Here is a 23061-nt window from a genome sequence, read left to right as displayed (position 1 = left end):
CCCCCGCGTCCCAATCAGGCAAGCATGCTGTGCATAGGATCGGCATTGTTCGTTTCGATTGAAGGCGAGGCAGCCGGCCCGCTATCCAGCGGTTGGGGTCCGGACTCGGGCGCCATCATGTCATCGCCGAGGAAGGCCACCGCCTCATTGACCAGCGCGTCGGGATCCTGGCCTCCGAGATAAGGCTCGTTCTCAATCAATTCCGCCTGGATCAACACCTCGTCCGAATAGGCTTCCCCTCCGACATAAATCGTCTTGCCGGTGTCGACATCGACAATGCCGGCGTGATTGACGAGTGTGTTCGAGCCGGTCGATATAGTCCAATCCGCGTCGGAACCTTTTGCCAGCGCGTTTTTCGCCAACGCAACCTTGTCACTGTCCCCGAGGATGTTGGTCTGCTTGACGTAGTTGAGATTGATGAGGTCGCCCGATACATAAAGTACCTTCAATCCCTTCAGTCCGGCGAACACGTCGTCTCGCAGCACGTCGGCCGAGGCCGATTTCTTGCCGTCCGCCAGATCACTGAGTGCATCGAGATAGGATTGCGGCATGGGTTTGACGCATGTGGCGCCGCCGGCCTCGACGATGCCCGCATAATTCCAGAGCAGGTTGCCTCCAGCGGAAACGGATCCCTCGCCGCTCGTTCCGAAACCGTTGACGGCGCCGACGAGATCGTTGTCCAGCAGGATGTTCAACTGCTGGATGATGTTGGCATCATAGACGTTCCCGCCGATGAAGATTAGATCGTAGTGCGATCCCAGCTCCGCAAGCGAGACCTTGTTGATCGCCGTATTGCCGCCGGAGATGATGGAGGTAGTCGCACCGGAGCATGCCAGAACAGCTATGTCCTCGTCAGACATGAAGGTGAACTGCTCGAGCCAGTTCACGATCATCAGGTCTCCCTTGATCTCGGTGACGACCCAGCCTTTCGGGAAGTCGCCCGCTGCTGTCTGCGTGTTGTCGCCGGTCGACGGATCGAGGTGCTTGAACATCGCGATGTTGAAGGCCTGGGTCGGATTCCCCTGCGTCAGCGTCCAGTTGTTGAGAGATGCGCTCAAAAGATCGCTGTCGTGCCAGGAATTGATCTGGACGATCGCATTGAGCTCGACATGATCGCCGGCAACGGCGAGGACGTGCGATTGCAGCCAGTTGTTCGTCAGCACTACGGTATTGACCAGTGTGTTGCCGCCGGCTTCCAGTTCGACCGACGCTTCGATGGATACCGTCCCGCCGCCTGAGGCAAAAGCGCCGCTTGCCTCCGTGGAGTTAGCCCGCGAAGTCTCCGGAGGCTCCTCCTGCGCCGGGCGGTAATCTTCGAGGAGGGGGGCCTCATCCACCAGCTCTCCATTGACGTAAATGCCGTCGATCGCTCCGGATTTGGCGACGAAGACGCTTTCCTGACCGCCTTCTTCTGCAGCATATGCATCGAGTTCCTGGGATGCGGTGTGGATGAAGGTGACAAGCTCGCCGGCGGACCCCGGCTCATCCGCGCTGTCGAGCGGCAACGCTTGCTGCGCGCCTTGGATGAGTTCGGCCAACAGGACGCTGTCGTCCGTCCGCAGGCTGAACTCCAATCCATGGCCGCCAAGGCTGACGACGTCATTATCCGATAGCCATATATATTGGGAGTTGAATACTGCGACCGAGCCGGGTGGATCGATCTGCAGTTCCCCCGTGCGTGAAGCGGACGTCGACCAGTGCTGGGCGAGAGGGGCAGGCTTGGAAAATTCGGCTACCTGGCCAGAAGACGGAAGCTGCGGGGGGGAAAGAGAGACATATGACCACGGAGCCACTCCGACCAATTCCGGCGCGAGCGGCTGATAGAGAACCTCGGGGTTGAAGTCACCAAGTTCGTAAGGTGCCTTCACCACGACCGGCACGGATGGCAACTCCGGCGGTTCGGGCCGGGCCGCCTCAAGTGCCTTGAAGTCCTCGTAGGCATCACGCAGGCGCATCTCTTCGAACTTGATTTCGAAGAGGCCGATGAAATGGGCAATGGCCTCCGTCGCCCTGTCGAAATGCAGAGTCATTGTCAGCCCCTTTACCTGCATTACTTGCGGCGCTGTTGGACTGCGCGAGGCCAACTCGCGCAGTCCGGTTCAATGACCGATTCCGAAGTTGTGAACCGGTGTCGTGTCACATTCAGGCGTCGTCCTCGCCGATGACCGACGTGTTGTAGTTGCCGCCGACGATTGTCATGTCGACGGTGTTGCCCTGCAGGTTGGCGCCGAGGACGATCTGCTGGTTGAAGGCATTTGTGTCGATCACGGCATCGGCCGTTGCCGAGGAAATCCCTTCGACGAAGCCATCGTCACCATTGTGAGAGCCCCATACGCCGGCATTGCCGTTGCCGCCGTCTCCGGTCGTGGCAGTGCCTCCGCCGCCGCCGCCGCCGCCTGCGCCGCCGATGGCATCACCTACCGTGCCGCCCGTGGCCGAAGCGTCGCCGGCCCATGCACCGGAGAGAGCGAGGCCGCCGTCGCCTTCACCGCCGGTCGCCGTGCCCGTGCCGGTACCGGCTCCGCCGCCACCGGTCGTTCCGCCATCCGCGGAAGCATTGGCATTACCGCCGTCGCCACCAATGCCGGCTCCGAGGCCGACGCCCGTACCGGCGCCGAAACCGGCACCCAACGCATTGCCGCCATCGCCTGCATCGCCGGAGGTGCTGTTGGCATCGCCCGTTTCGCCGGCAGCGATGCTGTTGCCGCCATCATTACCGCCGGCGTTGCCGCCGTCATTGCCGATGTTCAGGATCGGGATCCCGAAGTCGGCATCGATGCCATCGCCACCTTCGCTTTCTGCTTCGGCATCGTCACTCTCGATATCGCCGGAGTCGGCATCGTCCGCTTCGCTGTTGCCGCCGTCACCTCCGGCTGCGGCACCGATGCCTAGGCCGACACCAAGCCCGAGCCCAACGCCTGTGCCCGCAGCGCCGGCACCGCCGGTGCCGCCGGTCGCGGTCCCGCCGTTCGCGTCACCGCTGTCGCCGCCGACGCCAACGCCGACGCCCAAGGCGATGCCGCCGAGGCCGTCGCCGCCATCCGCGTCGCTCTCGGCTTCGCTCTCGGCATCACCGCCACCTGCGAAGCCGCCGAAGGCGAGTCCGCCGTCGCCGCCGTCGCCGCCCTCGGCATCGGCATCGTCGCCGCCTCTGCCGCCGTCCGCTTCGGAATCGATGCCGTCGTCGGAGGTGGCAGTGCCGCCATTGGCATTGCCGCTCTGGGTCAACGTGCCGTCGTTGGAAACGTCATGCAGGTGATCGTCATCCGACATGATCGCGGACTGGCTGATGACGTTACCGACATCATTGCCGTCGCCGTTGAGCGCGTTGTTGAGGATGTCCTTGAAGCTCACGCTGGCCATGCCGTGGATGGTCGAATCGTCGACATCCACGAAATCGTCGTCCGACGGCTCATAGCCACTCAGATCGAGATCGACGTCCACATCCACGTCCACCTCGGTCTTGCTCTCAACGTCGACTTCCGTATCGGACTTGTTGAGATTGGCGTTGAGGTTGACGTTTCCGTTGCCGTTGTAGTTCCCGTTGCCGTTCTCGTTGCCGTTATAGGATTCGCTATACTGGCTCTGGGACTGACCTTGGCCTTGCCCTTGGCCTTGTCCCTGGCCTTGTCCCTGGCCTTGTCCCTGATCCTGGCCCTGGTCCTGACCCTGGCCCTGATCCTGGCCCTGATCCTGGCCCTGTCCCTGGGCCTGGAGCTCGAGCTGCGCCTGAAGCTCGGCCTGAGCTTGTCCCTGACCTTGTCCCTGATCCTGACTTTGAGACTGGTTGTCCCACGGCCACAAGAAATTATTCTTATTGCTCATAAAAATGTCCTCAGGTTGAGGCCGCGACAGCCGAGCCGCTGTCATCTCTCACGCGGATTTGAGCCGTGCGCGGACCGTTGAAGTTGAAATGCGAAATGGAAAAAACCGGATCGCTAAGCCAACAGAACGCGTGGCCGGAATCCGGCGTTCAAGTGTTGCTAGCATTACCTCCCTTGTTTATCGGGAGCAGTCATCCAGGGAATTTCGAGAGGGGCATTTGGCCCTGAAAACGCAGAACTGCTCAACGCACACCGAGGGTTTCCTGCTCTCATTATGCCGGGAAAGTCTGTTGCCAACCGGGATCAATTGTAAGCTGTAAGTTCGGGTTAGCCCTGGTAGGCTAGTTCCACGAAGGTTGATCACCCGAAAGAGAGGGTTGCAGAACTAGCACCCGTAGGAAACTCTTCCGGTGTCGGCCGCTACCGCCTCGGACGTAGTCTCGGCCAGTCTATTTCGAGCGCGAGACGTATGCTGGGGAGTCGGTGGTCGGAAATGCGCTACCTTATAAGAAGCGGTTCGGTGCGCCGCACCCAAGCTCATACGGCCCCATGAAGAAATTTCACGAGATCCTTCTCCTGGTAGGTCAACTGAACTACACGTGGACCAACACGGAGAGCCTGCTCATCTACTTGATTGCCGGCCTCGCCTACGTCGACAAGGAAACGGCGATCGTTATTTTCCTGACATTGAATACGACCCGCGCGCGCATCGAGCTCGTCGAACGGCTCGCCAAAATGCCGAAGACGCCGCCTGATCGCCGGCGGGAAATCCTGTCCGTAACGCAGCAGCTTGGTCGCCAGGCCAAACTCAGGAACAAATACAGCCACTGCATCTATTCCTTCGACGAGACCGGGCAGCAGGCGAGCACCCAATTGATGGCCATCTTCGACAGCAAGGATACGATTAAATACGGCAAGATAGAGCAGATCGACGACGCGGAGATTGCAAGGATCAACGAGGCGATCGAACAGATCATGAAGATCAACAGGGAGATCTGGGGGATTGTCGATCGTTATTCCTTCCCACGCTGAGCAGTGGTCGAGAAGGACAGCAGAAGGAGCCAGCACCGAAACCCCGTCATCTTTCTAGGATTCTTGGGCGCTGGCTCTCATCGTTCGAGATGAACTTTGCTTGTTCACCTACGGGAGTTTCGATCGTTCTTTTATTTACGCTAGTATTATTGCGTGAGCATGGAGTACATGCCCCAAAATTAGTACGTGTTGAAATCTATAGTCATACTATTTGTCATACGAACGCAATATAGATACTTCAGATCTTACGCGAGACTGGTCAGAAGACGCATAGAACTACATGCGACGGTTACAGTTTGGTCCGGAATGGGAGCAAGTGAAAGATACCAATTATGGTTAGTCCGGGCAGCCGGTCGAAGAATCATGCGTGGAGGGGGGCATGCCGTTATGAGCCGCGGCGGCGCAAGACCGTACGGCGTTCCGCAGTCTTTGGGGACAAGCCTTAGCACAATGTTAATATTGCGAATTCACGGCCGCCTGGGTTAGGGGATTGCAGTGAAAACGGAAGCTCAGCTCTCTGGTTGCTTCACCTCGCCGGTCGAAACGAGACCTTTGCTCCACCGGGGGAAAGGCCTTTGGGGCCGACGTTGAGCCGCTGCCCATCAAGATTGTCGGTGCAGCTGCTAGCCCATAGTGAGTAGGGAAGGGCGTGGAGCAGGCCCCGAATGGCGCGGGTTTGACCCGAATTCGAATGTCGTTCTCCGATTGATGGCAATGGGAGTGCAAGTGAGCAACCTGGCGTATCCCCTGAAAAGACAAGGGCACCGATTGACGCGAAGGCGCCGCAATGGTTAGCGTTCGACAGCGAACGTTCCGGCCTGATTCGCCCAAAATTGGTGCATTCTGGACCCATCTATGCGCGAGAGCGGCTCCAGTCTAACCCTTTTGGGCTGTTTCCCATCCCCCATATTTACGATACATTAGCCACCTCGACATTTTTCGTGACTATGTAAGTTCGCTTTTCATTCGAAAACATTTTTAGCAGGGCGCCTCATACCCCTTTAAAAACAGGGGGTGCCCAAGGAGGGGATAATGTACCGAACGGGCTCGGGTTTGAGCGATTTTGAAGACAACAGCAAGGTTTTAGCAAAGAAAAGCAAGATCGTGATGCTCGCCAGAGCGGATCTGTTGGCGGAGTGCCTGACTCAGGCTATCAGCACCCGCTTCCAGGGCCATGAGGTGGTGAGCCTCTCGGAGGCGGATAGCCTGCTCGACGGCAATCTCGACGATGTGGCGCTCGTCATGCTTTACCGCATACCGGCGACGACCTTCCCATCGGTCATACGGACGATCCATGAGTTTCACCCGCGGGCTTCGATCGGCCTCGTCGTCGAGAACGCGGACGAGGTCGATACGTCGATTGCGGGCTTCGTCGACGAAGGGCTGATCCATGGCGTGCTGCCGTTGAATCTTCATCTCGACGTCTGTCTAACCGCCATCGACCTTCTGATGAAGGGGGGCGAGCATTTTCCGGCCGCTCTGCTCAGGCGCTTGGCGCCGAAGAGCGCCGGTCTCCCGGCTCGCCAGGAGGCGAGCGTTGCAGCACTGCCTTCGGCCCAGAGGAGCGATATCGGCAATGGCGTGCTGACGACGCGCGAGATCCAAATTCTGGATCTTATCTGCATGGGCACCCAGAACAAGATCATCGCGGATCGCCTCGGCCTCTCCGAAAACACCGTCAAGGTCCACGTACGAAACATCTATAAGAAGATGAATGTGCGCAACCGGACTGAAGCAGCATCCCATTACTTCAGGCATGACGGAGATGCGAACCCGCCGCGTTGGCACAACTGACACCACCGGATACCCTTCGTGGGAGCGACAGGCATGCGGCGATTCCGAGCTACTTCGCCGTGCGTTTCATCAGGCGCACGGCGTTAGTTTTGCGCGACGCTTGCAGGCCTTCAATGAGGTGACCGATTCTTACGGAGTTGGCTCGGGGTACGGGTGGAAAACCGCCACACTTCCCGCACCCCCGCTATTCGGCCGCCTCGGGCTTCTTGAGGGCGCCGCGGCGGATCTGGTCGGCTTCGATCGATTCGAACAGCGCCCGGAAATTGCCTTCGCCGAAGCCCTCATCCCCCTTGCGCTGAATGAATTCGAAGAAAATCGGCCCGATCACCGTTCTCGAGAAGATCTGCAGCAGGATCTTCGTCATGCCGCCATCGACCACGCCCTCGCCGTCGATCAGGATGCCGTGCTTCTTCATTCGATCGATCGGCTCGTTATGACCGTGCACGCGCGCGTGCGACATCTCATAATAGGTGTCCGGCGGTCCAGGCATGAATTTCAGTCCGTTTTCCGCCAGCCGATCGACCGCGTCGTAGATCGCCTCGGTGCCGACGGCGATGTGCTGGATGCCTTCGCCCTTGTACTTCTTCAGATATTCCTCGATCTGGCTCGTCTCGTCCTTCGACTCGTTCAGAGGAATGCGGATCTTGCCGCAGGGTGAGGTGATCGCGCGGCTCAAGAGCCCGGTGATACGGCCGTCTATGTCGAAGAAGTGGATCTGCTTGAAGTTGAAGAGCTCGCGATAGAAGGCCCACCACTTGTCCATATTGCCGCGATAGACGTTATGGGTCAGGTGGTCGAGGTAGTAGAAGCCGACGCCTTCAGGTCTTGGATTGCGCTCGCCCAGCCATTCGAACTCGGCGTCATAGGCGGAGCCCTTCTCTCCATAGGCATCGACAAAATAGAGAAGCGAGCCGCCGATGCCGATGATCGCCGGAACATCGAGTGTCTTGTCCCTGCCGGCATAGGGCTCGGCTCCCTTGGAGACTGCGTGCTCGAAGGCATGTTTCGCGTCGACGACACGCCAGGCCATGGACGGAGCGCAGGGACCGTGCCGGTCGACGAAGCGCATCGCGTGCGAGCCGGCGTCCGCGTTCAGGACGTAGTTGATGTCGCCCTGGCGCCAGACGGTGATGTTCTTCGTCCTGTGCTTCGCGACTGGGGCGTAGCCCATGCGCCCAAAGAGCTCTTCGAGCCTTTCCGGCTCAGGATGGGCGAACTCGACGAATTCAAAACCGTCCGTGCCGGCGGGGTTTTTCGCCGAAATCGTGGCGGGCGGGGCTTCATGCGGGAATGGGCCCATCGCAGGTCTCCTTTCAATCCTCCAGACTTTGCTGGAGTATGACGCAGATTCGATGCATGATGCTTGTATTCTTGCGTGATTTGGTAGAAATTGCGCACAAACCATGCACTATTTTGCCGAAGGATGCGTGAATGGAGCAGCTTGACGGATTCGACCTCAAGATCCTCAGCGAGTTGCAGCGCGATGGTCATCTGACCAACATTGAATTGTCGGAGCGGATCGCGTTGTCACCCTCCCAATGTTCGCGGCGGCGATCACGGCTCGAGGCGGAGGGCTATATCACGGGTTACCAAGCGCAGATCGACCGGCAGAAACTAGGACTCGACCTGATGGTCGTCATTTCGGTGACGCTCGCCACCCATAACCGCGACAATGCCAAGCGTTTCGCCAAGCTCATCTCCGGGCTGCCGGAGGTTCTGGAAGCCTATGCGCTTACCGGCGAGATGGACTATCACCTGCGGGTCGTCACCCCCGACCTCGCCGGGCTTTCGCGCTTCGTCAACGACGTGCTCCTGCCGCATGATAGTGTCCAACACGTGAAGACGTCGATCGTGCTCGACACGCTGAAGAGCTTCGCAGGGTTGCCGATCCCGGAGCGGGTAAAGTTCTAGAGCACGGCACTTTAAAGCTCCGCCCCCGCTCTCACCGGCGGACGGAGCTGGGGAGGGTCTCGTCCGGGGCGCCCTTTCGCTCTGGCCTCACGCCTTTCGCACACAGTTCTTCATAACCCTTTCCACTTCTTCATAACCCTTTCCACTGCGCCAAGACCTGTGGAGAGCGCTTCCAAATTCTTGGCGCCAATCATCGAACACAACTCGGCCTGATAGCCGCTCGCAAGCTCCGTCAATTCGCTGTAGGCCTGCTGGCCTTGAGCTGTAAGCGCCAGGTGCTCGAAGCGACGGTCGCGACCATCCTCCCTTCGTTGCAGCCAGCGGCGCTGCTCGAGGCTGAAGACGGCGCGGCTCACTTTCGTCTTGTGCATTGAGGAGTGTGCACCGATTTCCGTCGCCGTCATGCTGCGGCCGGATGAACCGAGTGCCGCGAGCGTCCGCCATTCGGGACGGGTCAGCTGATAGCGCGCCTTGTATTGCGCGGCAAAGCGCAGCGCGACGAACTCTGCCGCCCGGTTCAGCCGATAGGGAAGGAAGCCTTCCAGGTCAAAGGTCTGCATGCGTCACCCGTTGATAGTTACAAAAACAATAGTTACGATCGCAACTAATATTACGGAGGCGAAGCGGAGGTGCAAGCCATGTTGGACCACTCGGAAAAGCGACGCGCGATGGATGCCGGCCAACAGGCGCCCGCTTACATGCCAGGCTTCGGCAATGACTTCGAGACCGAAAGCCTGCCCGGTGCGCTTCCCCAGGGGCAGAATAGCCCGCAGAAGTGTGAATACGGGCTCTATGCCGAGCAGCTTTCCGGGTCGCCCTTCACGGCACCGCGCGGTACGAACGAACGCTCCTGGCTCTACCGCATCCGGCCGAGCGTGCGGCATACCGGGCGCTTCAAGAAAATCGACTATCCGTGTTGGAAAACGGCACCGCATGTGGTCGAGCATTCGATGGCGCTCGGGCAACTACGCTGGGGCCCGTTGCCGGCACCTTCGGAGGAATTGAATTTTCTCGAGGGCATCCGAACCATGACCACTGCGGGCGACGCGCTGACGCAGGCCGGCATGGCTGCGCACGCGTACGCGTTCAATGTCGACATGGTTGACGACTACTTCTTCAATGCGGACGGAGAGCTGCTGATTGTGCCGGAAACCGGCGCCATCCGCGTGTTCACAGAGCTCGGGAAAATGGACGTGGCGCCGTCGGAAATCTGCCTCGTGCCGCGCGGCATGATGTTCAAGGTCATTCGCCTCGGCGAGGAGACGGTCTGGCGCGGTTATATCTGCGAGAATTACGGCGCCAAGTTCACACTGCCCGACCGAGGCCCGATCGGCGCCAATTGCCTCGCCAATCCGCGCGACTTCAAGACGCCGGTAGCCGCTTACGAGGACAAGGAGACGCCTTGCCGGGTGCAGGTGAAGTGGTGCGGCTCCTTCCATATGGTCGAGATCGGCCATTCGCCGCTCGACGTGGTCGCCTGGCACGGCAACTACGCGCCCTATAAATACGACCTCAAGACCTACTCGCCGGTTGGCGCCATCCTCTTCGATCATCCCGATCCGTCGATCTTCACGGTGCTGACGGCACCGTCTGGAGAGGAAGGGACGGCCAATGTCGACTTCGTCATCTTCCCGCCACGCTGGCTGGTGGCCGAGCACACCTTCCGCCCGCCCTGGTATCATCGAAACATCATGAGCGAGTTCATGGGGCTTATCTACGGTCGCTATGACGCGAAGGAGGAGGGTTTCGTGCCCGGTGGCATGAGCCTGCACAACATGATGCTGGCCCATGGCCCGGATTTCTCCGGTTTCGAGAAGGCCTCGAACGGCGAGCTGAAGCCGGTCAAGCTGGACAACACCATGGCATTCATGTTCGAGACCCGTTTCCCGCAACAACTGACGAGGTTTGCGGCGGAGCTCGAGACGCTCCAGGACGATTATATCGACTGCTGGTCCGGCCTGGACCGGAAATTCGACGGCACGCCCGGAATCAAGTGACTTCCAGCGGCACTCCATGACATGCTGTCGAGCCTGCAATCCGCGCCGTCCGGCGCGGATCAACACCACGATCGGGAAACACCATGAAACTCGCGACGCTGAAAGACTCCACCCGCGACGGCAAGCTCGTCGTGGTCTCGAAAGATCTCACCCGTTGCTCCGAGGTCGGGCATATCGCCCGCACGCTGCAGGCGGCGCTCGACGATTGGGCGCATGTGGGGTCGCGGCTGGCACGCGTTGCCGAGGGGATCGAAACCGGTTCGCAACCGACCATGCGTTTCCATGAACACGATGCCGCCTCGCCGCTGCCGCGGGCGTTCCAGTGGGCGGACGGTTCGGCCTATGTCAATCACGTGGAATTGGTACGAAAGGCGCGCCATGCCGAAATGCCGGCGAGCTTCTGGACGGACCCGTTGATCTATCAGGGCGGCTCCGACAGTTTCCTCGGGCCTCGCGATCCGATCCTGATGGCCGACGAGACTTGGGGGATCGACATGGAGGGAGAGGTCGCGGTGATCGTCGACGATGTACCAATGGGAGCGACGCTCGACGACGCACAGGAAGCAATCCGTCTCGTTCTGCTCGTCAACGACGTTTCGCTGCGCAGCCTTATCCCGGCCGAGCTCGCAAAGGGCTTCGGCTTTTACCAGTCGAAACCCTCTTCCGCCTTTTCGCCGGTTGCAGTGACGCCCGACGAACTGGGCGAAGCCTGGGATGGCGGCAAGTTGCATCTGCCGCTTCGCGTCGACCTCAACGGCAAACCCTTCGGCCGCGCCAATGCCGGTATCGACATGACCTTCGATTTCCGAGAGCTCATCGTCCATGCCGCCCGCACCAGACCGCTTTCGGCCGGCACGATCATCGGCTCGGGTACAGTCTCCAACAAGCTCGACGGTGGGCCGGGCAAGCCAGTCGCGGAAGGGGGTGTTGGCTACTCCTGCATTGCCGAACTGCGCATGATCGAGACGATCGAAAATGGTGCGCCGCAGACCTCCTTTCTCAAATTCGGCGACGTCGTGCGGATCGAGATGAAGGATCAGACCGGACACTCGATTTTCGGGGCGATCGAGCAAAAGGTGGAAAGATACGAGCACTGATGCGGCGGGGAGGGAGGCCAGGCAATGAACGAAGCCGTTCTCTACGATTATTGGCGCTCCTCGGCGAGTTATCGCGTGCGGATCGCGCTCAATCTGATCGATCAAGACTATCGCTCCGTTCCGGTTGATCTGCTCGCCCGTCAGCACCGGAGGGGAGAGCATCTCGCCCGCAATCCGCAGGGACTCGTGCCCGTGCTGGAGATCGACGGCGCGCGCTTCACGCAATCGCTCGCCATCGTCGAGTACCTTGCCGAAACGCGGCAAGGCACGGGCTTTCTGCCTGTGGACGCGGTTCACCGCCAGCGGGTGCGTGCGCTCTCCTATGCCATCGCCATGGATATCCATCCCATCTGCAATCTCGGGGTCGTCGCGCATGTGATGGCCTCCGCGGCCAATGGCGAGGCAGCGCGGCGAACCTGGATGCAGAAATTCATCGGCGAGGGGCTTGCTGCTTTCGAGCGCCTGCTCGATCACCCATCGAGCGGAACCTTCTGCCACGGCGACCAGCCGACGATGGCCGACATCTGCCTCGTGCCGCAGGTCTATAACGCCCGTCGCTGGGAGGTCGACCTCTCGGACTGCCCGCGGATCGTCGCCATCGACGCGCACTGTGCAGCAATCGACGCCTTCGCCCGCGCCCATCCCGATCGGGCAAAGCATGAGCCCTGATCTTTCATTCGAGATTTTTTCGTGACGACGGGCCGTGGCCGGTTCCGTCCAGCCGATGTCGCGAATGGATCGGCGGGCCAGAAAACGTCACGCTAATTTTTCGCGACTGCCCGAGAGGCCGGAAACTCCTGAATGAGAGACCATCGATGAAAAGCTATGTGCTGACCGTCAGCTGTAAATCCACCCGCGGCATCGTCGCCGCCGTTACCGGCTATCTTGCGGAAAAAGGCTGTTACATCAGCGACAGCTCGCAATTCGATGATCTCGAAACCGGTCTCTTCTTCATGCGGATCTCCTTCATCAGCCAGGAAGGGGCGAAGCTTGAGGAATTGCGGGAGGGCTTTCAGCCGGTCATCAAGCGCTTCGACATGGTGATGGAGATCCGCGATTCCGAGGAGCGCATGAAGGTGCTGCTGATGGTGTCTCGCTTTGGCCATTGCCTGAACGACCTGCTCTACCGCTGGAAGATCGGCGCGCTGCCGATCGACATCGTCGGCGTCGTCTCCAACCACTTCGATTACCAGAAGGTTGTCGTCAACCACGACATCCCCTTCTACTGCATCAAGGTGACGAAGGAGAACAAGCCGAAGGCGGAAGCGCAGCTGATGGAGCTCGTCGAGCAGACCGGCGCCGAACTCGTCGTGCTCGCCCGCTACATGCAGGTCCTCTCCGACCAGCTCTGCAAGAAGATGTCTGGCAAGATCATCAACATCCATCACTCCTTCCTGCCGTCGTTCAAGGGCGCCAATCCCTACAAGCAGGCCTATGAGCGCGGCGTCAAGCTGATCGGCGCGACGGCCCATTACGTCACCGCCGATCTTGACGAGGGCCCGATCATCGAGCAGGACATCGCCCGCATCACCCATGCCCAGTCGGCCGAGGATTACGTCTCGATCGGCCGCGACGTCGAAAGCCAGGTGCTGGCGCGGGCCATCCACGCCCATATCCACCACCGCACCTTCATCAACGGCAACCGCGTCGTCGTCTTCCCGCCGAGCCCGGGGTCCTACGCGTCCGAGCGGATGGGCTAATTCGCAACCGCCGCTCGACTTGAGGGCGTCCCACATTGCCTCGCCGGATCAGGCGGCTATATTCGCTATGGATCATGGGCGCGGAAACGAGATTCGCCCCTCACCCTAACCCTCTCCCCGCAGGCGGAGAGAGGGGACTTTGAGGCCGCGGCATATCCCTTCTCCACGCGCGCGTGGAGAAGGTCGCTGCAGCGGATGAGGGGCCGCTGAATACACTTTCTCGTCCCGCCTGAGGAAGGCCGATCGATCGTCGGCCGCGTGGGAGGACCAAGATGAGCAATCGCGATCCGGTCGTTATCGTGTCGGCGGCGCGCACGCCGATGGGTGCTTTCCAGGGCAGCCTCAAAGACATGACGGCGCCGGAACTCGGCGCCGCCGCGCTCAAAGCGTCGCTTGATTGCGCAAGCCTCGATGCCGTGGACGAAGTCCTGATGGGCAATGTGCTGCCAGCCGGCCTCGGCCAGAACCCGGCCCGGCAGGCGGCGCTCGGGGCCGGTCTTGGCCGGGAGACGCCGTCGACTACCGTTTCAAAGGTTTGCGGCTCCGGCATGAAGGCGCTGATGCTCGGCCATGACGCGCTCGTTTCAGGCAGCGCGTCGGTCGTTGCGGTCGGCGGCATGGAGTCGATGACCAATGCGCCGTATCTCTTGCCCAAGGCGCGCGGCGGCTTTCGGCTCGGCCACGGCGAGGTCAAGGACCATATGTTCCTGGACGGGCTGGAGGACGCCTATTCCGGACGGCTGATGGGCACCTATGCGGAGGATACGGCCCAGCATTACCAGTTCTCACGGACGGAACAGGACGCTTTCGCCCTGCGCTCCCTCCAACGGGCAAGGAAGGCGGCGGAGGACGGATCCTTTGCCGATGAAGTGGTCGCGATCGTCGATGGCGGCAAACGCGGTTCCGCCAATCTCGATCGCGACGAGCAGCCGATGAAGGCCGATCCGGCAAAGATACCGAAGCTGAAGCCCGCTTTCCGCGACGACGGCAGTGTCACCGCCGCCAACTCCTCGTCGATCTCGGACGGTGCGGCGGCGCTCATCCTGATGCGGGCAAGCGAGGCGGAGAAACGCGGGCTGACGCCGCTTGCGATTGTCGCCGGCCATGCCGGCCATGCGCAGGAGCCCGCGTGGTTCACCACGGCGCCGATCGGCGCGATCGACAAGCTCCTGGACAAAATCGGCTGGGAAAAGCACAGCGTCGGGCTCTATGAGATCAACGAGGCCTTCGCCGTCGTCGCCATGGCGGCGATCCGCGATCTCGGACTTTCCGGCGACATCGTCAACATTCATGGCGGCGCCTGCGCCCTCGGCCACCCGATAGGCGCCTCAGGCGCCCGCATCGTCGTGACGCTGCTCAATGCCATGCGCGCGAACGCGGTGAAGCGCGGCATTGCCTCACTTTGCATCGGCGGCGGCGAGGCGACGGCGGTGGGGCTGGAGTTGCTGGAGTAGCAAGGGTCTGTGGGAGTTTTGCCCCTCACCTAGCCCTCTCCCCGCTTGCGGGGAGAGGGGACGGGGCGTGCCTCGATCTGTCGTTTTGCCTGAACTGCGGTTCAATATTCCGAGCTGTGGCCGGGCTTCGAAAGAAGCGTGAGCTTGGATGAGCGGGCGCGGCATCGTCCCTTCGCCCCGCTTGCGGGGAGAAGGTGCCGGCAGGCGGATGAAGGGCAGCCCACCGTCCGTCTCAAATATGCAGCGCGTGCCCTAGGCCCTTGAACGCGGCCTCCTGCAAGGCCTCCGACTGGGTCGGATGCGCGTGGATGGTACCGGCGATGTCTTCGAGCCGCGCGCCCATCTCGATTGCCAAGGCGAATGTGGCCGAAAGCTCCGAAACGGCGTGTCCGACCGCATGGATGCCGAGGACAAGGTGGTTGTCGGCGCGGGCGACGACGCGGACGAAGCCTTCCTCGGAAAGCGTCGTCATGGCGCGACCGTTTGCCTGGAAGGGGAATTGCCCGATCCTGACTTCGATACCGGCAGCGCGCGCCTCTTCGGGTGAGAGGCCGGCGCTGACGATCTCGGGATCGGTGAAGCAGACCGCCGGGATGCAGCGCTTGTCCCAGCTTCGTTTGTGTCCAGCGACGATCTCGGCGACCATTTCCCCTTGGGCCATTGCGCGATGGGCGAGCATCGGTTCCCCAGTGACGTCGCCGATCGCGAAAATGCCACGCATCGAGGTGCGGCATTGGTCGTCGATGCGGATGAACCGGCCCGACCGGTCAAGGTCGATCTCTTCCAACCCCCAGCCTTCGGTCACTGGCCGGCGGCCGACGGTGACCAGAACCTTCTCCGCCGGCACCTCGAAGGGGCGGCCGTTCTCTTCGGCGAAAAGGCCGTGCCGGTCGGCCGAGAGCCGCTTGGCCACCGTGCGGGTGAAGACGTCGACGTCCAGCTCGCCGAGGCGCTTCATGACCGGCCTCGAGAGGTCGGCATCATATTGCGGCAGGATGCGGTCCAGCGCTTCGAGCACGGTCACTTTCGAGCCGAGTTTGGCGAAGGCGGTGCCGAGTTCGAGGCCGATATAGCCGCCGCCAATGACCGCGAGCGACGTAGGCACCTCTGTCATTGCCAGTGCCTCGGTCGAGGAGAGGATATTGCCGCCGAAGGGTAGGTCGGGGAGTTCGACGGGGGCCGAACCGGTGGCGATGACCACAGCTTCAGCGCGAATGCGCTGCAGGCCGGTTTCCGTTTCCACATCCACTGTCTTGCCATCGATGAACCGGCCTTCGCCGATGACGGCCTTGACACCGGCCTTCTTCAACAGTCCCGAGACGCCACCGACCAGCCGGCCGACGATGCCGTCTTTCCAGGCGACCGTCCGCTTAAGGTCGATCGCCGGGGAACTTGCGGCGAACCCGAGCGGACTCTTGCCCGAGGCTGCCGCCAGAATCTTATGGAACTCTTCGGCGGCATGGATCAGAGCCTTGGAAGGAATGCATCCGACAGTGAGGCAGGTGCCGCCGGGCTTGGCCTTTTCAACGATCACGGTATCGACGCCGAGCTGGCCGGCGCGAATGGCAGAGACATAGCCGCCGGGGCCAGCGCCGAGCACCAGGAGCTTGCAGGAGATTTCCTTCATGGTTCGTCACCCTTCAACGAAAATGAGCGCCGGCGTCTCGAGCAGCGTCTTCAGCCGTTGCACGAAGGTTGCGGCATCCCAGCCGTCGATGACGCGGTGGTCGAAGCTCGATGAGAGATTCATGATCTTGCGGGGTACGAATTGCGTTCCGTCCCAGACCGGGCGGACCGCCAGCTTGTTGACGCCGACGATCGCCACCTCCGGGTGGTTGATCACCGGCGTCGAGACGATGCCGCCGAGTGCGCCGAGGGAAGAGATCGTAATGGTCGAACCGGTCAGCTCGTCGCGCGTCGCAGTGCCGGTGCGGGCGGCCTCGGCCAGCCGGTTCAATTCCCCCGCGCAATCCCAGATCGAGCGTGCCTCGGCATGGCGCACTACCGGCACCGTCAGGCCGGCGGGCGTCTGAGTGGCAATGCCGATGTGGACGGCGGCATGGCGATGGATGATGCCGGCATGATCATCGAAAATGGCGTTGACGCCGGATAGTTCGGCAACCGCCTTGACGAGGGCCCGCATGAGGAAGGGCAGGATCGTCAGCTTCGGCTGTTCGCCCTTGCGGTCACGGTTCATCGTCGCCCGCAAATCCTCGAGCGCGGTCATGTCCACCTCTTCCACATAGGTGATATGGGGAATGCGCGAGGTCGAAAGTGACATCTTCTCGGCGATGCGGCGCCTGAGGCCGGTCACCTTGATCTCCTCCACCGCGGTCTTGCGCATGAGGCCGGTCTGCGGCGGCAGCGGCTCTCCCCCCCGGCTGATGACGAGGTCGAGATCGTCATGAGTGATCCGGCCGGCGGGTCCCCTACCGATTACCTGCCGGAGGTCGATGCCGCTTTCCTTGGCGCGCAGCCGCACTGCAGGGGAAGCGAGCGGCTTCGCCGACACATCTGGCATCTGGCGTGGTGCGAGTGCCGGTTTGGGCGCTGGACTTTGTGGCTTCGGTGGCGACGTCACCTTGGCCGGGGCGGGCGTGGCAGCCACGGGCTCCTCCAGCACGGCTTCGGCAAGCGCCTCGGGAACGCTGTCCGGGAGCGGTTCTCCCCCATCCCCGGCGGTTTCGATGCGGACGAGCGGCGCTTTCACGGCCACGGTGTCGCCGACTTCCGCTCCGAGCCACAGCACCTTGCCTGAGACCGGCGACGGAATCTCGACCGTTGCCTTGTCGGTCATGACGGCAGCCAGCACCATGTCTTCGCGCACCGGATCGCCAGGTTTCACGTGCCATTCGACGAGTTCGGCCTCGGCCACGCCTTCGCCGACATCGGGCATCTTGAGGACGAATTCACCCATGCCTCATGCCTCCATCGCTTCGGTGAGCGCGCGGCCGACGCGCGCCGGGCCGGGAAAATAGTCCCACTCCTGGGCATGGGGATAGGGCGTATCCCAACCGGTCACCCGGACAACCGGGGCTTCCAGGTGGTAAAAACAATGCTCCTGCACGAGCGCGACGAGTTCGGCGCCGAAGCCGGAGGTCAGGGTCGCCTCGTGGACGACGACGCAGCGGCCGGTCTTCGTCACCGACGCCACGATCGTTTCGAGATCGAGCGGCAGCAGGCTTCGAATGTCGATCACTTCCGCGTCGGTGCCGGTTTCCTCGGCTGCGGCAAGCGCGACATGCACCATCGTTCCATAGGCGAGCACCGTCACCGCCGATCCGTTGCGGCGGATTTCCGCCTTGCCGATCGGGATCGTGTAGTGTCCTTCGGGCACGTCGCCGAGTTCGTGCTTCGACCAGGGGATCACGGGGCGTTCGTGATGGCCGTCGAAGGGGCCGTTATAGAGCCGCTTCGGCTCCAGGAAGATGACCGGGTCCGGATCCTCGATCGCCGAGATCAACAGCCCCTTGGCGTCATAAGGGTTCGAGGGCACGATAACCTTCAAGCCGCAGACATGGGTGAACAGCGCTTCCGGGCTCTGGCTATGCGTCTGGCCGCCGAAGATCCCGCCGCCGGTCGGCATGCGTACGACGATCGGGCAAGTGAAGTCACCGTTAGAGCGGTAGCGGATGCGGGCCGCTTCCTGAGTCAGCTGGTCATAGGCCGGATACATGTAGTCCGCGAACTGGATCTCGACGCAAGGCTTTAGACCATAGGCCGCCATGCCGATGGCGGTGCCGACTATGCCGGATTCGCTGATCGGCGTGTCGAAGCAGCGCGTCCTGCCGTATTTTGCCTGAAGCCCTTGGGTACAGCGGAACACGCCGCCGAAATAGCCGACGTCCTCGCCGAAGACGACGACGTCCTCATCGCGCGCCATCGACACGTCCATGGCGCTGCGAACCGCTTCGATCATTGTCATCCTGGCCATGTCAGTACCCCGCCTTCTGCCGCTGTCGGCGAATATGCGGGGGCATTACGGAATAGACACCCTCGAAGATGTCGCGCACCGAAGGCCTGCCGCCCGCGTGCAGCGTGCCGTGGCGCTCCGCCTCCTTCTGCGCCTGGATGATAACGTCCATGATTTCGGCCTCGGCTTGGGCGTGCCGCTCTTCCGACCAGACACCGCGAACGATCAGGTGCTTCTTCAGGCGCAAGACCGGATCGCCGAGCGGCCAAGCCTCCGACTCCGTCTTCGGCCGATAGGCGCTCGGATCGTCGGAGGTCGAATGCGCGCCGACGCGGTAGGTGACATATTCGATCAGGGTCGGCCCGAGATTGCGGCGTGCCCGTTCGGCCGCCCAGCGCGCCACCGCATAGACAGCGAGATAATCATTGCCGTCGACGCGAAGCGCCGGGATGCCGAAGCCCAGGCCCCTGGCGGCAAAGGTCCCGGAGCCGCCGCGGGCGATCCCCTGGAAGGTCGAGATCGCCCACTGGTTGTTGACGATGTTGAGGATGACGGGTGCCTTGTAAGTGGAGGCGAAGACAAGGGCGGAGTGGAAATCCGACTCTGCCGTCGAGCCGTCGCCGATCCAGCCGGCGGCAATGCGGGTGTCGCTCTTGATGGCGGAGGCCATCGCCCAGCCCACGGCCTGGACAAATTGCGTGGCGAGATTGCCGGAAATGGTAAAGAAGCCATGCTCCTTCGATGTGTACATCACGGGCAATTGCCGGCCATGACAGGGATCGCTTTCGTTCGAGAAGATCTGGTTCATCATCTCGACCATGGGGTAGTCGTCGGCGATCAGGAGGCCTGCCTGGCGGTAGGTCGGGAAATTCATGTCGCCCTTGCGCAGCGCCTTGCGGAAGGCGCAACTCACCGCCTCCTCGCCCAGATGCTGCATGTAGAAGGACGTCTTGCCCTGCCGCTGCGCCATCAGCATGCGGGCGTCGAAGGCCCTGAGCATCATCATGTGCCTAAGGCCGGTCAGCAGTTCGTCGTCCGAGAGGAGGCCCGACCAGGGACCGACCGCTTCGCCCTCGCGGTTGAGGACGCGGATAATTGAAAAGGCGAGATCGCGGATCGTCTCGGGATCGACATCGATCTCCGGGCGCGGGACCGTGCCGGCCTTGGGTATCCTGACGTTGGAAAAATCGGGTTCGTCGCCGGGCCGAACGGCCGGCTCGGGGACATGCAGGCTCAATCGGCTGAATTCATCCATGCGGTTTCCGGCCTCCCTTCCGGATTGCGCATCGCACGCAAGTCAGTGCCGGGGGGAAGGATCGCGCGTGCCTTAGAACTGGCAACCGGCTTGACCGCTCCGTAGCGCGGCCGACGCGAACCCTCGTTCTCCCAAAGGGTTACGCTCCTACACTGCCACGAGTCAGGGGCGAGATGAAGGATTTTCGGCGTTGCGTCCGACGCCCATGCGAAGAAAGACAGATTAATGCCTGCGCCCACAGCGGCCGTTCGTGCGGCCGCCAAATGCCCCCGGTCGACGGCAATTTTCTTTCGCGGGTTTCAATTTTCTTTTGCCTGTTCTCCTGTGAAGCGGGGGGCTGAAGACCTTTAAACAGCCGGCGCGATCTCGATCGGCGTGCCGTCGGAAAACCGTGACAGGCGAAAGGCGGCCGGGTCGACGATCGGCGCGTCTCCCGTGACGAGATCGGCAGTGAGATGGCCGGCACCCGGGCCGATGCCGAAGCCATGCCCGGAGAAACCGGTGGCGATCACCAGGCCCGGCACCTGTTCCGCGTGCGAAATGACCGGCACGACGTCCGGCGTGACATCGATGAGGCCGGCCCAGATCTGCTCCGGCTCTACGCCGCGAAGGGCCGGAAGAGCCTCTTTTGCTTGCTCGAATGCCTGGAGTACGGCGGGCGGATCCGGATGCGGGTCGAGAATGCGATGCCGCTCGAAGGCGCCTGGCCGATCGAGTGGTTGGGGTGCGATCTCGAAGAGCTCTCGCCAACTCTGGGCACTGAGCCCCACCTGCACGGATTCGCTGTCGGCCCTTCGCGCCGGCCTGAAATCGCGGAAGAATGCGAAGGTGTCGGGGACGATCGGATGCAGGTTGACGCCAGCGGTCGCGATCGTATAGCCGCCGTCGAGGCGTTTTCGATAGGCATAGGTCGAGGTGGCTCCGGCGCCGTCCGGCCCTCCTCCAACCGGTCTGGTTCTCAGCACCGTGTTGCGCACCTTCAGTTGCGGAAGCCGCATGCCGAGCCCCTTGCAGAAGAGCCGCGACCAGGCGCCACCGGCAAGCACCGCCGTTGCCGTTACGATGCGGCCTTTCTCAGTGATCACGGCGCTGATCCGTCCGGCCGACCTCTCGACCCCGCGCACGGCGCAGCCGGTGACGATCACGGCGCCGGCGCGACGCGCCCCCGCCGCGATGGCAGGTACGGCCTTCTGTGGCTCGGCCCTGCCGTCGCTCGGCGTATAGAGGCCACCCTTGTAGCGGATTGCCGAGCCGGCCATCAGTGCCGCCGTTTCTTCAGCACCGATCTGTCGGCTGTCGACGCCGTGGGGACTGGCGAGCGCCAGCCAGGCGTCGCGATTGGCGACGTCCTCCTCCGTCTCGGAGATGTAAAGAATACCGCTGCGGCGGAATCCGGTTTCGCCGCCGATGCGCTTATCGAGCGTGTCCCAGATTCTCATCGACGCCATGGCGAGCGGGATTTCGCGGCGATCGCGCCCCATGACACGCACCCAGCCCCAGTTGCGGCTGGACTGCTCGCCGCCGAGGAGGCCCTTCTCGCATAGAACCACCTTCACGTGCTGACGCCGATGATGCCGCCGCCGATGACGACGACTTCGGCCGTCTGCGGTAGGGCATCGTCGGTGGCGACGGGGTCAAGGCTGGGACCGGGCATGAGGAGTCTCGCGAGAGGGTTGATAGTTGCTATCGCAGCACCCATCGCCGGTCGGGATCAAGCCCGCAAAGTGCTGTCGGTACCATGATGCACGAATCTTCCGTTCGGAACAGGAGCGGTTCTGTCTTTTTTCGATAAAGATACGATGGATTCGCTTGACAGGCCGGCAGGCTCCGATGTCTTTTGAGCCGACGAGACATTCGGAACGATGAGGCAGACCATGAGCGGACTTCTGGCAGGAAAGCGTGCGGTGATCACGGCCGCCGCACAGGGTATCGGTCGCGCGGCGGCCGATGCCTTCAGGCGGGAAGGGGCATCGGTCATCGCTACCGACATAAACGAGGAGAAGCTTGGCGATCTTGCCGTCAAGGGCATCGAGATCGCCAAGCTCGACGTGTTGAGCGAAGAGGCGATCGAAGCCTTTGCCGCACGAACCGGCGCGATCGACGTCATCTTTAATTGTGCCGGCTTCGTCCATGCGGGTTCTATCCTCGAGGCGAGCGAAAAGGACTACGACTTCGCCTTCGACCTCAACGTGAAATCGATGTACCGCATGATCCGCGCTTTCCTGCCGGGCATGATCGAGAAGGGCGGCGGCTCGATCATCAACATGTCCTCGGTTGCTGGCGTGCCGATGGGCGTGCCGAACCGCTTCGTCTATTCGGCCAGCAAGGCAGCGGTCATCGGACTTACCAAGTCTGTGGCGATCGATTTTATCGGCAAGGGCATCCGCTGCAACGCGATCGCCCCCGGCACCGTGCAGTCGCCGTCGCTCGAGGAACGGATGCGGGCGCAAGGCAATTACGAGGAGGCGCGCGCCGCCTTCATCGCCCGCCAGCCGATGGGCCGGCTCGGCACCCCCGAGGAGATCGCGGCGCTCGCCGTCTATCTCGCCAGCGACGTTTCGGCCTACACGACCGGCCATGTACACGTCGTCGATGGTGGCATGAGTCTCTAAGGTATTCGCAATTAGAGAAATGACCCGCGGCGCGAGCTGGTCCCCTGGTAAGCGCAAAACCACTGACGTTTTTCTGCGCGCCGCTCTATGCTCCGGCGCATGACGAAACCCGAGAACGAACTTCGCCCCGTCCTGCGCATCGATTTCCCGCCTGAGGATCGCCTCGGGCGGGGCAAGATCCTGCTATTGGAACTCATCCGCCAAACCGGGTCCATCTCCGCCGCCGGCAGGGCAATGAACATGTCTTACCGGCGCGCTTGGCTGCTCGTCGATGCACTAAACCGCATGTTCAGGGAACCGGCTGTCGAATCGCAGCGGGGCGGCAAACAGGGCGGCGGCGCCGCGCTCACCGCTTTCGGCGAAGAATTGGTCGAGCGCTTTCGGGCGATGGAGGCGAGAGCCCGCGCTGCGATCGCCGACGACCTCGATTGGCTGGAAACGGCGCGCGCCAGGGATGGCGCGCGCCGATGAA

Annotated in this window: 18 protein-coding genes and 1 pseudogene; 10 read left to right on the top strand and 9 right to left on the bottom strand. The window is 61.9% G+C overall.

All coding sequences use genetic code 11. From position 1 onward, the window contains the following. Nucleotides 1-14: 14 nt before the first annotated feature. Together J2Z31_RS19535 and J2Z31_RS19530 are read right to left on the bottom strand one after the other, a co-directional pair. On the bottom strand, nt 15-2030 hold the full coding sequence (locus J2Z31_RS19535; protein ID WP_209603609.1) for a type I secretion protein: 2016 nt from the start codon (nt 2028-2030) through the stop codon (nt 15-17). A 112-nt stretch (nt 2031-2142) separates the two neighbouring features. Then, complete coding sequence (locus J2Z31_RS19530; protein ID WP_209603608.1) at nt 2143-3825, bottom strand: hypothetical protein; 1683 nt, start codon at nt 3823-3825, stop codon at nt 2143-2145. Between the two features lie 548 nt (nt 3826-4373). On the opposite strand from J2Z31_RS19530, the gene J2Z31_RS19525 reads away from it, so the two are divergent. Then, nucleotides 4374-4856: a hypothetical protein gene (locus tag J2Z31_RS19525; RefSeq protein ID WP_209603606.1), complete on the top strand. Its 483-nt coding sequence runs from the start codon at nt 4374-4376 to the stop codon at nt 4854-4856. Between the two features lie 1032 nt (nt 4857-5888). Further along, a complete protein-coding gene (locus J2Z31_RS19520) occupies nt 5889-6650 on the top strand; it encodes a helix-turn-helix transcriptional regulator (protein ID WP_209603604.1) in 762 nt (253 codons plus the stop codon). Nucleotides 6651-6834: 184 nt separating this feature from the next. On the opposite strand, the gene hppD is transcribed toward J2Z31_RS19520, so the two are convergent. After that, the gene (gene hppD, locus J2Z31_RS19515) at nt 6835-7950 is read right to left on the bottom strand and encodes a 4-hydroxyphenylpyruvate dioxygenase (protein WP_209603602.1); all 1116 of its coding nucleotides are present in this window, start codon (nt 7948-7950) and stop codon (nt 6835-6837) included. Between the two features lie 131 nt (nt 7951-8081). Here hppD and J2Z31_RS19510 point away from each other — a divergent pair, with 131 nt between their 5' ends. Then, nucleotides 8082-8561, top strand: a complete 480-nt coding sequence (locus tag J2Z31_RS19510; protein WP_209603600.1) for an Lrp/AsnC family transcriptional regulator — start codon at nt 8082-8084, stop codon at nt 8559-8561. A 110-nt stretch (nt 8562-8671) separates the two neighbouring features. Here J2Z31_RS19510 and J2Z31_RS19505 read toward each other — a convergent pair whose 3' ends face one another. Beyond that, on the bottom strand, nt 8672-9121 hold the full coding sequence (locus J2Z31_RS19505) for a MarR family winged helix-turn-helix transcriptional regulator (RefSeq protein WP_209603599.1): 450 nt from the start codon (nt 9119-9121) through the stop codon (nt 8672-8674). A gap of 78 nt (nt 9122-9199) precedes the next feature. Here J2Z31_RS19505 and hmgA point away from each other — a divergent pair, with 78 nt between their 5' ends. From hmgA to J2Z31_RS19480, 5 genes are all read left to right on the top strand, one after another. Continuing rightward, nucleotides 9200-10558, top strand: a complete 1359-nt coding sequence (gene hmgA, locus J2Z31_RS19500; protein ID WP_209603597.1) for a homogentisate 1,2-dioxygenase — start codon at nt 9200-9202, stop codon at nt 10556-10558. An 83-nt stretch (nt 10559-10641) separates the two neighbouring features. After that, nucleotides 10642-11655 (top strand): fumarylacetoacetate hydrolase family protein, encoded by a 1014-nt coding sequence (locus J2Z31_RS19495; RefSeq protein ID WP_209603595.1) that lies wholly within the window; start codon nt 10642-10644, stop codon nt 11653-11655. 24 nt (nt 11656-11679) lie between these two features. Continuing rightward, nucleotides 11680-12324 carry a maleylacetoacetate isomerase gene (gene maiA / locus J2Z31_RS19490; protein ID WP_209603594.1) on the top strand — a complete coding sequence of 215 codons (645 nt, stop codon included), beginning with the start codon at nt 11680-11682 and terminating at the stop codon, nt 12322-12324. Nucleotides 12325-12470: 146 nt separating this feature from the next. Beyond that, a complete protein-coding gene (gene purU / locus J2Z31_RS19485; protein WP_209603592.1) occupies nt 12471-13355 on the top strand; it encodes a formyltetrahydrofolate deformylase in 885 nt (294 codons plus the stop codon). A 272-nt stretch (nt 13356-13627) separates the two neighbouring features. After that, nucleotides 13628-14809 carry an acetyl-CoA C-acyltransferase gene (locus J2Z31_RS19480; RefSeq protein ID WP_209603590.1) on the top strand — a complete coding sequence of 394 codons (1182 nt, stop codon included), beginning with the start codon at nt 13628-13630 and terminating at the stop codon, nt 14807-14809. A gap of 232 nt (nt 14810-15041) precedes the next feature. Here the strand turns inward: J2Z31_RS19480 and lpdA are convergent, their stop codons facing one another. From lpdA to J2Z31_RS19455, 5 genes and pseudogenes are all read right to left on the bottom strand, one after another. Next, nucleotides 15042-16436, bottom strand: a complete 1395-nt coding sequence (gene lpdA, locus J2Z31_RS19475) for a dihydrolipoyl dehydrogenase (RefSeq protein ID WP_209603588.1) — start codon at nt 16434-16436, stop codon at nt 15042-15044. A 6-nt stretch (nt 16437-16442) separates the two neighbouring features. After that, nucleotides 16443-17726: a dihydrolipoamide acetyltransferase family protein gene (locus J2Z31_RS19470; RefSeq protein ID WP_209603586.1), complete on the bottom strand. Its 1284-nt coding sequence runs from the start codon at nt 17724-17726 to the stop codon at nt 16443-16445. 3 nt (nt 17727-17729) lie between these two features. Further along, a complete protein-coding gene (locus J2Z31_RS19465; RefSeq protein WP_209603584.1) occupies nt 17730-18743 on the bottom strand; it encodes an alpha-ketoacid dehydrogenase subunit beta in 1014 nt (337 codons plus the stop codon). A gap of 1 nt (nt 18744) precedes the next feature. After that, the gene (locus tag J2Z31_RS19460) at nt 18745-19977 is read right to left on the bottom strand and encodes a 3-methyl-2-oxobutanoate dehydrogenase (2-methylpropanoyl-transferring) subunit alpha (RefSeq protein ID WP_209603583.1); all 1233 of its coding nucleotides are present in this window, start codon (nt 19975-19977) and stop codon (nt 18745-18747) included. A gap of 347 nt (nt 19978-20324) precedes the next feature. Beyond that, nucleotides 20325-21631: pseudogene (locus J2Z31_RS19455) on the bottom strand (NAD(P)/FAD-dependent oxidoreductase). A gap of 220 nt (nt 21632-21851) precedes the next feature. Between J2Z31_RS19455 and J2Z31_RS19450 the strand changes: the two are divergent. Continuing rightward, nucleotides 21852-22589, top strand: coding sequence for an SDR family oxidoreductase (locus J2Z31_RS19450; protein WP_209603581.1), 738 nt, complete (start codon nt 21852-21854; stop codon nt 22587-22589). A 99-nt stretch (nt 22590-22688) separates the two neighbouring features. After that, on the top strand, nt 22689-23060 hold the full coding sequence (locus J2Z31_RS19445; protein ID WP_209603579.1) for a winged helix-turn-helix domain-containing protein: 372 nt from the start codon (nt 22689-22691) through the stop codon (nt 23058-23060). The last annotated feature ends 1 nt before the right edge of the window (nt 23061 follow it).

Origin of the sequence: Sinorhizobium kostiense (genome assembly GCF_017874595.1) — a bacterium.
Classification (GTDB): Bacteria; Pseudomonadota; Alphaproteobacteria; order Rhizobiales; family Rhizobiaceae; genus Sinorhizobium; species Sinorhizobium kostiense.
Note: the sequence above shows the minus strand (reverse complement) of the source record. Positions and strands in the feature narration are given on the sequence as shown.

What these genes read in the sequence shown, in the direction of transcription:
- J2Z31_RS19535 (WP_209603609.1), bottom strand. Translation starts at nt 2,030, where the DNA reads ATGACTCTGCATTTCGACAGGGCGACGGAGGCCATTGCCCATTTCATC.
- J2Z31_RS19530 (WP_209603608.1), bottom strand. Translation starts at nt 3,825, where the DNA reads ATGAGCAATAAGAATAATTTCTTGTGGCCGTGGGACAACCAGTCTCAA.
- J2Z31_RS19525 (WP_209603606.1), top strand. Translation starts at nt 4,374, where the DNA reads ATGAAGAAATTTCACGAGATCCTTCTCCTGGTAGGTCAACTGAACTAC.
- J2Z31_RS19520 (WP_209603604.1), top strand. Translation starts at nt 5,889, where the DNA reads ATGTACCGAACGGGCTCGGGTTTGAGCGATTTTGAAGACAACAGCAAG.
- hppD (WP_209603602.1), bottom strand. Translation starts at nt 7,950, where the DNA reads ATGGGCCCATTCCCGCATGAAGCCCCGCCCGCCACGATTTCGGCGAAA.
- J2Z31_RS19510 (WP_209603600.1), top strand. Translation starts at nt 8,082, where the DNA reads ATGGAGCAGCTTGACGGATTCGACCTCAAGATCCTCAGCGAGTTGCAG.
- J2Z31_RS19505 (WP_209603599.1), bottom strand. Translation starts at nt 9,121, where the DNA reads ATGCAGACCTTTGACCTGGAAGGCTTCCTTCCCTATCGGCTGAACCGG.
- hmgA (WP_209603597.1), top strand. Translation starts at nt 9,200, where the DNA reads ATGTTGGACCACTCGGAAAAGCGACGCGCGATGGATGCCGGCCAACAG.
- J2Z31_RS19495 (WP_209603595.1), top strand. Translation starts at nt 10,642, where the DNA reads ATGAAACTCGCGACGCTGAAAGACTCCACCCGCGACGGCAAGCTCGTC.
- maiA (WP_209603594.1), top strand. Translation starts at nt 11,680, where the DNA reads ATGAACGAAGCCGTTCTCTACGATTATTGGCGCTCCTCGGCGAGTTAT.
- purU (WP_209603592.1), top strand. Translation starts at nt 12,471, where the DNA reads ATGAAAAGCTATGTGCTGACCGTCAGCTGTAAATCCACCCGCGGCATC.
- J2Z31_RS19480 (WP_209603590.1), top strand. Translation starts at nt 13,628, where the DNA reads ATGAGCAATCGCGATCCGGTCGTTATCGTGTCGGCGGCGCGCACGCCG.
- lpdA (WP_209603588.1), bottom strand. Translation starts at nt 16,436, where the DNA reads ATGAAGGAAATCTCCTGCAAGCTCCTGGTGCTCGGCGCTGGCCCCGGC.
- J2Z31_RS19470 (WP_209603586.1), bottom strand. Translation starts at nt 17,726, where the DNA reads ATGGGTGAATTCGTCCTCAAGATGCCCGATGTCGGCGAAGGCGTGGCC.
- J2Z31_RS19465 (WP_209603584.1), bottom strand. Translation starts at nt 18,743, where the DNA reads ATGGCCAGGATGACAATGATCGAAGCGGTTCGCAGCGCCATGGACGTG.
- J2Z31_RS19460 (WP_209603583.1), bottom strand. Translation starts at nt 19,977, where the DNA reads ATGGATGAATTCAGCCGATTGAGCCTGCATGTCCCCGAGCCGGCCGTT.
- J2Z31_RS19450 (WP_209603581.1), top strand. Translation starts at nt 21,852, where the DNA reads ATGAGCGGACTTCTGGCAGGAAAGCGTGCGGTGATCACGGCCGCCGCA.
- J2Z31_RS19445 (WP_209603579.1), top strand. Translation starts at nt 22,689, where the DNA reads ATGACGAAACCCGAGAACGAACTTCGCCCCGTCCTGCGCATCGATTTC.